The 8819-nt window shown below is 43.6% G+C and carries 17 protein-coding genes; all 17 read left to right on the plus strand.

Annotated elements, in window-relative coordinates:
* The first annotated feature begins 157 nt into the window (after positions 1-157).
* The 17 genes from rplN (at position 158) to rplQ (ending at position 8634) form a co-directional block, all read left to right on the plus strand.
* A complete protein-coding gene (rplN, locus tag CWC17_RS04020; RefSeq protein ID WP_004589211.1) occupies positions 158-526 on the plus strand; it encodes a 50S ribosomal protein L14 in 369 nt (122 codons plus the stop codon).
* Positions 527-536: 10 nt separating this feature from the next.
* On the plus strand, positions 537-851 hold the full coding sequence (gene rplX, locus CWC17_RS04025) for a 50S ribosomal protein L24 (protein WP_004589210.1): 315 nt from the start codon (positions 537-539) through the stop codon (positions 849-851).
* A gap of 16 nt (positions 852-867) precedes the next feature.
* Complete coding sequence (gene rplE, locus CWC17_RS04030) at positions 868-1407, plus strand: 50S ribosomal protein L5 (protein ID WP_010392500.1); 540 nt, start codon at positions 868-870, stop codon at positions 1405-1407.
* A 10-nt stretch (positions 1408-1417) separates the two neighbouring features.
* Entirely contained in the window at positions 1418-1723 is a 306-nt protein-coding gene (rpsN, locus tag CWC17_RS04035; RefSeq protein WP_004589208.1) for a 30S ribosomal protein S14, read from the plus strand.
* A gap of 21 nt (positions 1724-1744) precedes the next feature.
* Positions 1745-2137 carry a 30S ribosomal protein S8 gene (gene rpsH, locus CWC17_RS04040; protein ID WP_004589207.1) on the plus strand — a complete coding sequence of 131 codons (393 nt, stop codon included), beginning with the start codon at positions 1745-1747 and terminating at the stop codon, positions 2135-2137.
* A 13-nt stretch (positions 2138-2150) separates the two neighbouring features.
* A complete protein-coding gene (rplF, locus tag CWC17_RS04045; RefSeq protein ID WP_138541031.1) occupies positions 2151-2684 on the plus strand; it encodes a 50S ribosomal protein L6 in 534 nt (177 codons plus the stop codon).
* Between the two features lie 9 nt (positions 2685-2693).
* A complete protein-coding gene (rplR, locus tag CWC17_RS04050) occupies positions 2694-3044 on the plus strand; it encodes a 50S ribosomal protein L18 (RefSeq protein WP_004589205.1) in 351 nt (116 codons plus the stop codon).
* A gap of 9 nt (positions 3045-3053) precedes the next feature.
* Positions 3054-3560 carry a 30S ribosomal protein S5 gene (rpsE, locus tag CWC17_RS04055; protein ID WP_004589204.1) on the plus strand — a complete coding sequence of 169 codons (507 nt, stop codon included), beginning with the start codon at positions 3054-3056 and terminating at the stop codon, positions 3558-3560.
* Positions 3561-3562: 2 nt separating this feature from the next.
* Entirely contained in the window at positions 3563-3745 is a 183-nt protein-coding gene (gene rpmD, locus CWC17_RS04060; protein WP_004589203.1) for a 50S ribosomal protein L30, read from the plus strand.
* A gap of 4 nt (positions 3746-3749) precedes the next feature.
* Complete coding sequence (rplO, locus tag CWC17_RS04065; RefSeq protein WP_004589202.1) at positions 3750-4184, plus strand: 50S ribosomal protein L15; 435 nt, start codon at positions 3750-3752, stop codon at positions 4182-4184.
* A gap of 10 nt (positions 4185-4194) precedes the next feature.
* Positions 4195-5523, plus strand: a complete 1329-nt coding sequence (secY, locus tag CWC17_RS04070; protein ID WP_055015418.1) for a preprotein translocase subunit SecY — start codon at positions 4195-4197, stop codon at positions 5521-5523.
* Between the two features lie 22 nt (positions 5524-5545).
* Complete coding sequence (rpmJ, locus tag CWC17_RS04075; RefSeq protein ID WP_002959476.1) at positions 5546-5659, plus strand: 50S ribosomal protein L36; 114 nt, start codon at positions 5546-5548, stop codon at positions 5657-5659.
* A 125-nt stretch (positions 5660-5784) separates the two neighbouring features.
* Positions 5785-6141 (plus strand): 30S ribosomal protein S13, encoded by a 357-nt coding sequence (rpsM, locus tag CWC17_RS04080; RefSeq protein WP_004589200.1) that lies wholly within the window; start codon positions 5785-5787, stop codon positions 6139-6141.
* 12 nt (positions 6142-6153) lie between these two features.
* The gene (gene rpsK, locus CWC17_RS04085; protein ID WP_002959471.1) at positions 6154-6540 is read left to right on the plus strand and encodes a 30S ribosomal protein S11; all 387 of its coding nucleotides are present in this window, start codon (positions 6154-6156) and stop codon (positions 6538-6540) included.
* A gap of 21 nt (positions 6541-6561) precedes the next feature.
* The gene (gene rpsD / locus CWC17_RS04090; protein ID WP_002959461.1) at positions 6562-7182 is read left to right on the plus strand and encodes a 30S ribosomal protein S4; all 621 of its coding nucleotides are present in this window, start codon (positions 6562-6564) and stop codon (positions 7180-7182) included.
* A 24-nt stretch (positions 7183-7206) separates the two neighbouring features.
* Positions 7207-8193, plus strand: a complete 987-nt coding sequence (locus tag CWC17_RS04095) for a DNA-directed RNA polymerase subunit alpha (protein ID WP_004589198.1) — start codon at positions 7207-7209, stop codon at positions 8191-8193.
* 39 nt (positions 8194-8232) lie between these two features.
* Entirely contained in the window at positions 8233-8634 is a 402-nt protein-coding gene (rplQ, locus tag CWC17_RS04100) for a 50S ribosomal protein L17 (protein ID WP_004589197.1), read from the plus strand.
* The last annotated feature ends 185 nt before the right edge of the window (positions 8635-8819 follow it).

Below are 8819 nucleotides of genomic sequence, written 5' to 3' on the forward strand. Positions count from 1 at the left end.
TAATTAAAAAATAACCTACCACTCACTAGCCAATGCTGGTACAATTGCCCGCCCTTAAGAGACAACTCCGTTGTTTTTAGAGTGGGATTTAATCGAAGTGCCTTGATTTTAAACAAATTTAAGGCAAGTTGTAATTACTACACCGGAGGTCATTAACATGATCCAAATGCAAACTCAGCTGGAAGTTGCTGATAACAGCGGCGCTCGCAAAGTGCAGTGTATAAAAGTCCTTGGTGGTTCACACCGTCGCTATGCGGCAGTTGGCGATATCATTAAAGTTTCTGTGAAAGAAGCTATTCCTCGCGGTAAAGTGAAGAAAGGTGATGTTAAAAACGCGGTAGTTGTGCGTACCAAAAAAGGCGTTCGTCGTCCGGACGGTTCTCTGATCCGTTTCGATAGCAATGCGGCTGTTATCTTAAATGATAACTTGCAGCCAATTGGTACTCGTATCTTCGGCCCTGTGACTCGTGAGCTTCGTAATGACAAGTTCATGAAAATTGTTTCACTAGCCCCAGAAGTACTGTAAGGAGTCTATCATGGCAGCAAAAATCCGTCGTGATGACGAAGTAATCGTACTAGCAGGTAAAGACAAAGGTAAGCGCGGCAAAGTGCTTTCAGTTGTTACCGAGTCTGGTCGAGTATTTGTCGAAGGCATTAACTTAATCAAGAAACACCAAAAGCCGGTTCCACAATTGAACCAAGCTGGCGGCATTGTTGAGAAAGAAGCGTCTATCGACGTATCAAACGTTGCGATCTACAACTCGGAAACGAGTAAAGCAGATCGTGTAGGTTTCAAGATTGAAGATGGTAAGAAATTACGTATCTTTAAATCTACTGGTAAAACTATCTAATAGTTGGAGTAGAATGATGGCGAAACTGCATGAAGTATATAAAGACAAAGTAGTTGCTGAGCTTCAAGAGAAGTTTGGTTTCAGCTCTGTCATGCAAGTCCCTCAGATCGAAAAGATCACATTAAATATGGGCGTGGGCGAAGCCCTAGCTGACAAGAAGATTTTAGATAACGCTGTAGCGGATCTAGAAGCTATCTCTGGTCAGAAACCTTTAATCACTAAAGCACGCAAATCTGTTGCTGGCTTTAAAGTGCGTGAAGGCTACCCAATTGGCTGTAAAGTAACCTTACGCGGCGAGCGTATGTGGGACTTTTTTGAGCGTTTGGTATCAATCGCTATCCCACGTATCCGTGACTTCCGTGGTGTGAGTGCTAAGTCTTTTGATGGACGTGGTAACTACAGCATGGGCGTACGTGAACAAATCATCTTCCCAGAAATTGATTACGATAAAGTAGACCGTGTACGCGGTATGGATATCACAATCACAACTTCTGCGAAATCTGATGAGGAAGGCCGTGCGTTGTTAGAAGCGTTTAACTTCCCATTCAAGAAATAAGGGTAGGGTTATGGCAAAGAATTCTATGAAAGCGCGCGAAGCAAAGCGCACTAAACTAGTTGCTCAGTACGCTGAAAAGCGTGCAGCACTAAAAGCTATCATCAGCGATGTTAACGCATCAGAAGATGATCGTTGGGACGCGGTACTTAAGCTTCAAGCTTTACCACGTGATTCTAGCCCTGCACGTCAACGTAATCGTTGTAACATTACGGGCCGCCCACATGGTTTCCTTCGCAAATTCGGCATGAGCCGTATTAAAGTTCGCGAAGCAGCTATGCGCGGTGAAATTCCTGGCCTTAAAAAGGCTAGCTGGTAATAGTATCACGGGAGTAAGACTATGAGCTTGCAAGATCCTATCGCGGATTTGTTCACACGTATCCGTAACGGTCAATCAGCGAAGAAAGTATCTGTAACGATGCCAACTTCAAAGCTGAAAGTAGCAGTAGCTAAAGTATTAAAAGACGAAGGTTACATCGCAGATTTCGCAGTAAACAGCGAAGCGAAACCTGAGCTTTCTATCGAGTTGAAATACTTCGAAGGCAAAGCTGTAATTGAAAATATCCAGCGTGTTAGCCGCCCTGGTCTACGTATCTATAAGAAACGTGACGAATTACCGAAGGTAATGGGTGGTCTTGGTATCGCTATCGTATCAACTTCTAAAGGCCTAATGACAGACCGCGCAGCACGTAGTGCTGGTGTTGGTGGTGAAATCATTGGCTTTGTAGCTTAATCGGAGGGGAACTATGTCTCGCATAGCAAAGGCACCAATCAATGTTCCTGCCGGTGTAGAAGTTACATTAAAAGGCCAGGACATCACAGTTAAAGGCAAAAACGGTGAATTAACGCGTACTATCAACGATGCAGTTGAAGTACAACTTAATGACAACGTTATTACAACTTTACCTCGTGAAGGCGTAGCTAATGCATGGGCACAAGCAGGTACTGCTCGCGCTCTTATCAACAACATGGTTGTTGGTACGCATGAAGGTTACGAGAAGAAACTTCAGTTAGTAGGTGTTGGTTACCGTGCAGCAGCTAAGGGTAAAGTTTTAGACTTAACACTTGGTTTCTCGCACCCAGTTAATTTCGAAGTTCCTGAAGGAATTACGATTGAAACTCCAAGCCAAACAGAAGTTCTAGTTAAGGGCGTAGATAAGCAGTTAGTTGGTCAAACAGCTGCTAACATTCGTGCATACCGTAAACCTGAGCCTTACAAAGGTAAAGGTGTTCGTTACGCAGATGAGAATGTACGCCGTAAAGAGGCTAAGAAGAAGTAAGGTAAGACGATGGATAAAAAAACAGCTCGTCTACGTCGTGCTAAACGCACTCGTAGAAATTATATTGAACAAGGCACAACGCGTCTTGTTATCCACCGCACGCCACGTCACATTTACGCTCAAGTAGTTAATGCTGAGGGTACTGTACTGGCTGCTGCTTCTACTGTTGAGAAAGCTATTAGCGAAACAGTTAAAGGCACAGGCAACGTTTCAGCTGCACAAGCAGTTGGTAAAGCGGTTGCAGAACGTGCGGCTGACAAAGGCATCGAAAAGATTGCTTTTGATCGCAGTGGCTTTAAATATCACGGCCGTGTGAAGGCGCTAGCTGATGCTGCGCGTGAAGCCGGTTTGCAATTCTAGGAGTAGACAATGGCTAACGTAGAAGCAAAGCAACAACAGCCTGATTTAGCTGAAAAGCTAATCGCGGTAAACCGTGTGTCTAAAGTAGTTAAAGGTGGTCGTATCTTTAGCTTCACTGCACTAACTGTAGTTGGTGATGGCGCAGGTAAAGTAGGTTTTGGTTATGGTAAAGCACGTGAAGTTCCAGCTGCTATTCAAAAAGCAATGGAAAAAGCACGTCGCAACATGATCAATGTAGACCTAAATGGCAACACATTACAGCATCCTGTTAAAGGACGTCATGCTGGCTCACAAGTGTTCATGAAACCAGCATCAGAAGGTACTGGTATCATCGCAGGTGGTGCTATGCGTGCAGTACTAGAAGTTACTGGTGTGCAGAACGTACTTTCTAAATGTTACGGTTCTACCAACCCGATCAACGTAGTACGTGCAACGATTCAAGCTCTAGAGAACATGAACTCTCCAGAGTCAATCGCTGCTAAACGTGGTCTGCGCGTAGACGAAATTCTGGGGTAACCATGGCAAATAAAACTGTAAAAGTAACACAAGTAAAGAGCTCTATCGGTCGTTTACCGAAGCATAAAGCTACATTACGCGGTCTTGGTTTACGTCGTATCAACCACACTGTTGAGTTAGAAGACACAGCATGTGTACGTGGTATGATCAACCGAGTTTCTTACATGGTAAAGGTAGAGGGTTAATTTCATGCATTTGAATACACTTTCACCTGCTGCAGGTTCTAAAACTGCTCCAAAACGTGTTGGTCGTGGTATCGGTTCTGGTCTTGGTAAGACTGGTGGCCGTGGTCACAAAGGTCAAAAATCACGTTCTGGCGGTAAAGTACGCGTTGGTTTTGAGGGCGGTCAAATGCCTATGCAACGTCGTCTACCTAAATTTGGTTTCACTTCACGCAAATCGTTAGTATCTGCAGAAGTAAACCTTTTTGAAATCGCTAAAGTTGAAGGCGATGTGGTAGACCTAAACGCGTTACAAGCAGCTGGTCTAGTTAAAAAGAACGTTCTGTTCGTTAAAGTTGTTAAATCTGGCGAAGTTTCACGCGCTGTTACCGTTAAAGGCCTTAAGGCTTCTAAAGGTGCTCGCGAAGCTATTGAAGCTGCCGGAGGCAAGGTAGAAGACTAAGGAAGTACTGATGGCTAAACCAGGTCAAGATACACAAAGTGCACAAAGTGGACTTTCGGAATTGAAGCGTCGATTACTATTTGTTTTAGGTGCTATCATTATTTACCGTCTAGGTTCATTTGTGCCAATCCCTGGGATTGACGCCGCTGTACTTGCCGATTTCTTCGAGCAACAAAAGGGCACCATTGTTGAGATGTTCAACATGTTTAGCGGTGGTGCGCTTGAGCGAGCTTCAGTGTTAGCACTGGGTATTATGCCGTATATCTCGGCTTCGATTATTACGCAACTATTAACGCATATGTATCCTCCGTTTATAGAGCTTAAGAAAGAAGGTGAGCAAGGGCGTAAAAAAATTAGCCAGTACACACGCTATGGCACGCTTGTGCTTGCTACTATCCAATCAATCGGTATTGCGACTAGCTTACCGGGCATGATGGAAGGGTTAGTTGTTAACCCTGGTATCGGTTTCTACTTCACCGCTGTGGTGAGTTTGGTTACAGGTACTATGTTCCTAATGTGGTTGGGCGAGCAAATAACTGAACGTGGTATCGGTAACGGTATCTCAGTTCTAATATTTGTTGGTATTGTAGCTAACCTGCCGTCTGCTATTGGTTCGACAGCCGAAATGGCGCGCCAAGGTGATTTGAATGTTTTTGTACTGTTGATGGTTGCGGTTATAGTATTCGCTGTTACTTATCTTGTAGTGTTTTTCGAACGTGGACAACGTCGTATCGTTGTTAACTACGCTAAACGCCAACAAGGTCGTCAAGTATTTGCTGCTCAAAGCACGCATTTACCACTAAAAGTAAATATGGCGGGTGTTATTCCACCAATCTTTGCTAGCAGTATAATTCTGTTCCCTGGTACAATTGCAAGCTGGTTCGGCCAGGGTGAAGGTCCGGTCGCTGATGTGCTACAAGCTATTGCAACAACGTTGACTCCTGGTCAACCTTTGTATGCGATGGTATTAGCTGCAGCTATCATCTTCTTCTGCTTTTTCTACACAGCGTTGGTTTTTAACCCACGTGAAACAGCAGACAACCTGAAGAAATCTGGCGCATTTATCCCAGGTATTCGTCCAGGTGAGCAGACATCTAAATACATTGATAAAGTGATGACACGCCTGACATTGGCAGGTGCTTTGTATATAACCTTTATCTGTCTGGTGCCCGAATTCATGACTATGGCATGGCAAACGCCATTCTATTTCGGCGGTACATCAATTTTGATTATCGTTGTAGTAATCATGGACTTTATGGCACAAGTACAGACTCACCTGATGTCACATCAGTATGATTCTGTGCTGAAAAAAGCGAACCTTAAAGGCTACGGCCGATAAGGTCAGTTTACGGAGTTGAGCAATGAAAGTACGTGCTTCCGTTAAGAAAATATGCCGTAACTGTAAAGTTATTAAACGTGCTGGTGTAGTACGCGTAATTTGCAGTGAGCCTAAGCATAAGCAAAGGCAAGGCTAAGTAAACAGTCGTGCAGGCTGAGATTTCTCGGCCTGTGTTTTTAGTTGTGATTTGGTCTTCGTTTGAGTATCCTTACGGGCTTTTCAAACTTTTGATTACCAAATTCAAATATAGGAGATGTGTTAGTGGCCCGTATCGCTGGCATTAACGTCCCTGATCATAAACATGCAGTTATTGGTTTAACAGCAATTTATGGCATAGGTAAGACTCGCTCTAAGGCTATCTTAGAAGCGACTGGTATCGCCGAGACCACAAAAATCGGTGAACTTTCAGACGAAACTCTTGACGTACTGCGTGATGCAGTTGGCAAGTACACTGTAGAAGGTGACCTTCGTCGTGAAGTTACTCTAAATATCAAGCGCCTTATGGACCTTGGTTGTTTCCGTGGCCTACGTCACCGTCGCTCTTTACCACTACGTGGTCAAAGAACAAAGACTAACGCGCGTACCCGTAAGGGTCCTCGTAAGCCTATTAAGCGATAAGGGGATAGTATTATGGCTAAGACACCAATTCGTCGTAAAAAGGTTAAAAAGCAAGTTGCTGATGGTATGGCTCATGTTCATGCGTCTTTCAACAACACTATTGTAACAATTACCGACCGTCAAGGTAATGCATTATCATGGGCAACTGCCGGTGGTTCAGGTTTCCGTGGTTCACGTAAATCTACACCATTTGCTGCTCAGGTTGCTGCAGAGCGTGCAGGTACTGCTGCTCAAGAATACGGTTTAAAAAATCTAGAAGTTTTCATTAAAGGTCCAGGTCCAGGTCGTGAATCTGCTGTACGTGCTTTGAATGCTGCTGGTTACCGTATCACCAACATTACTGACGTGACGCCAATACCACATAATGGTTGTCGTCCACCGAAGAAACGTCGCGTTTAACAATAGGTTAGGAGAAATAACATGGCAAGATATTTGGGCCCTAAGCTCAAGCTGAGTCGTCGTGAAGGTACTGACCTGTTCCTTAAGAGCGGCGTAAGAGCTATCGACTCTAAGTGTAAACTTGAGACTGCACCTGGTCAGCACGGCGCTCGTAAAGGTCGCTTATCTGATTACGGTTTACAATTACGTGAAAAGCAAAAAGTACGTCGTATTTACGGTGTATTAGAAAAGCAATTCCGTAATTACTACAAAGAAGCTGCTCGCCTTAAAGGTAATACAGGTGAAAACTTGTTACAGCTTTTAGAGCAACGTTTAGACAATGTTGTATATCGCATGGGTTTTGCTAGCACACGCGCTGAAGCACGTCAGTTAGTAAGCCACAAAGCGATTTTAGTTAATGGTCGTGTTGTGAATATTCCTTCATACGTAATTACTCCAGAAGATACTGTAGTAATCCGTGAGAAGTCTAAAACACAAGCACGTATCATCGCTGCTCTAGAGTTGGCTGAGCAACGTGAAAAGCCGACTTGGGTTGAAGTTGACGGTAAGAAATTGGAAGGTAGCTTTAAGCGCCTACCTGAGCGTTCAGATCTGTCTGCGGACATTAATGAACAACTAATCGTCGAACTTTACTCTAAGTAAAGTTAAGAGTTAAGAGAGGATAAAATGCAGGGTTCTGTTACAGAATTTCTAAAACCAAGGTTAGTCGATATCGACGCTATCAACCCAACGCGTTCTAAAGTAGTTTTAGAACCACTAGAGCGTGGCTTTGGTCATACTCTGGGTAATGCCTTACGCCGTATACTGTTATCATCTATGCCTGGATGTGCAGTAACTGAAGTTGAAATCGACGGTGTATTGCATGAGTACAGCGCGAAAGAAGGCGTACAAGAAGACATCATTGAAATACTACTAAACCTAAAAGGTCTAGCAGTAACGTTAGAAGGCAAAGATGAAGTTTTTCTGACCCTGACTAAATCTGGTGTAGGCCCTGTGACTGCGGCTGATATTCAGCACGATGGCGATGTAACAATTGCTAATCCAGATCACGTTATTTGTCATTTAACGACAGATAGCAGCGAGATCAGCATGCGTATTCGTGTTGAGCGTGGTCGTGGTTATGTGCCGGCATCTAGTCGTTTATCCTCTGATGACGATGAGCGTCCAATTGGTCGATTGCTGCTTGATGCATCATTCAGCCCAGTTGAACGTATTGCGTACTCGGTTGAATCAGCCCGTGTTGAGCAACGTACAGACTTAGACAAGTTAATCATTGATATGGAAACAAACGGCACTTTAGATCCTGAAGAAGCGATCCGCCGTGCGTCTACTATCTTAGCTGAGCAATTAGATGCATTCGTAGATTTACGTGATGTAACTGAGCCAGAAGAGAAAGAAGAGAAGCCAGAATTCGATCCTATTCTACTTCGTCCAGTTGATGATCTTGAACTAACAGTACGTTCAGCAAACTGTTTGAAAGCCGAGCAAATTCAATATATCGGTGATTTAGTTCAGCGCACTGAAGTTGAGCTTCTTAAAACGCCTAATCTAGGTAAGAAGTCTCTAACTGAAATAAAAGACGTGCTAGCTTCACGTGGTCTTTCTCTAGGCATGCGCCTAGAAAATTGGCCGCCTGCAAGCCTAGCTGAATAATCTAAATCACTATATTAGTTTAGTTAGAAGGATAGGGTCATGCGCCATCGTAAGAGTGGTCGTCAATTAAACCGTAACAGTAGCCATCGTAAAGCGATGTTCAGCAATATGGCAGGTTCTTTGGTGAAACATGAAATCATCAAAACTACTTTGCCTAAAGCGAAAGAGTTACGCCGTGTAATTGAACCTTTAATCACACTGGCTAAGACTGACAGTGTAGCAAATCGCCGTTTAGCGTTTGCTCGCACGCGTGATAATGAAGTAGTTGGTAAATTGTTCAGCGAAATCGGTCCTCGTAATACAGACCGTCCAGGTGGTTACACTCGTATTCTTAAGTGTGGCTTCCGTGCTGGTGATAATGCACCAATGGCTTATATTGAACTAGTGGGTCGCCCAGCGACTAACGAAGAAGTTCAAGAAGACGCGCAGTCTGCAGAGTAAGTCTTTAAAGAGACACCAAAAAGCCGAGCTTATGCTCGGCTTTTTAATACCAAAAATTTGATAAACAAATTGTTTGAGTTATTCTATCTACTTATCTACTTATCTACTTATCTACTTATCTACTTATCTACTTATCTACTTATCTACTTATCTACTTATCTACTTATCTACTTAAAAAAATATAT

The sequence above is a fragment of the Pseudoalteromonas sp. S3785 genome (assembly GCF_005887365.1).
Classification (GTDB): domain Bacteria; phylum Pseudomonadota; class Gammaproteobacteria; order Enterobacterales; family Alteromonadaceae; genus Pseudoalteromonas.

Excerpts from the sequence above, each read along its gene's own strand:
- rplX (WP_004589210.1), top strand. The coding sequence starts at position 537 with ATGGCAGCAAAAATCCGTCGTGATGACGAAGTAATCGTACTAGCAGGT.
- secY (WP_055015418.1), top strand. The coding sequence starts at position 4,195 with ATGGCTAAACCAGGTCAAGATACACAAAGTGCACAAAGTGGACTTTCG.
- rpsE (WP_004589204.1), top strand. The coding sequence starts at position 3,054 with ATGGCTAACGTAGAAGCAAAGCAACAACAGCCTGATTTAGCTGAAAAG.
- rplN (WP_004589211.1), top strand. The coding sequence starts at position 158 with ATGATCCAAATGCAAACTCAGCTGGAAGTTGCTGATAACAGCGGCGCT.
- rpsK (WP_002959471.1), top strand. The coding sequence starts at position 6,154 with ATGGCTAAGACACCAATTCGTCGTAAAAAGGTTAAAAAGCAAGTTGCT.
- CWC17_RS04095 (WP_004589198.1), top strand. The coding sequence starts at position 7,207 with ATGCAGGGTTCTGTTACAGAATTTCTAAAACCAAGGTTAGTCGATATC.
- rplE (WP_010392500.1), top strand. The coding sequence starts at position 868 with ATGGCGAAACTGCATGAAGTATATAAAGACAAAGTAGTTGCTGAGCTT.
- rpmJ (WP_002959476.1), top strand. The coding sequence starts at position 5,546 with ATGAAAGTACGTGCTTCCGTTAAGAAAATATGCCGTAACTGTAAAGTT.
- rplO (WP_004589202.1), top strand. The coding sequence starts at position 3,750 with ATGCATTTGAATACACTTTCACCTGCTGCAGGTTCTAAAACTGCTCCA.
- rpsD (WP_002959461.1), top strand. The coding sequence starts at position 6,562 with ATGGCAAGATATTTGGGCCCTAAGCTCAAGCTGAGTCGTCGTGAAGGT.
- rplQ (WP_004589197.1), top strand. The coding sequence starts at position 8,233 with ATGCGCCATCGTAAGAGTGGTCGTCAATTAAACCGTAACAGTAGCCAT.
- rpsH (WP_004589207.1), top strand. The coding sequence starts at position 1,745 with ATGAGCTTGCAAGATCCTATCGCGGATTTGTTCACACGTATCCGTAAC.
- rplR (WP_004589205.1), top strand. The coding sequence starts at position 2,694 with ATGGATAAAAAAACAGCTCGTCTACGTCGTGCTAAACGCACTCGTAGA.
- rpmD (WP_004589203.1), top strand. The coding sequence starts at position 3,563 with ATGGCAAATAAAACTGTAAAAGTAACACAAGTAAAGAGCTCTATCGGT.
- rpsN (WP_004589208.1), top strand. The coding sequence starts at position 1,418 with ATGGCAAAGAATTCTATGAAAGCGCGCGAAGCAAAGCGCACTAAACTA.
- rplF (WP_138541031.1), top strand. The coding sequence starts at position 2,151 with ATGTCTCGCATAGCAAAGGCACCAATCAATGTTCCTGCCGGTGTAGAA.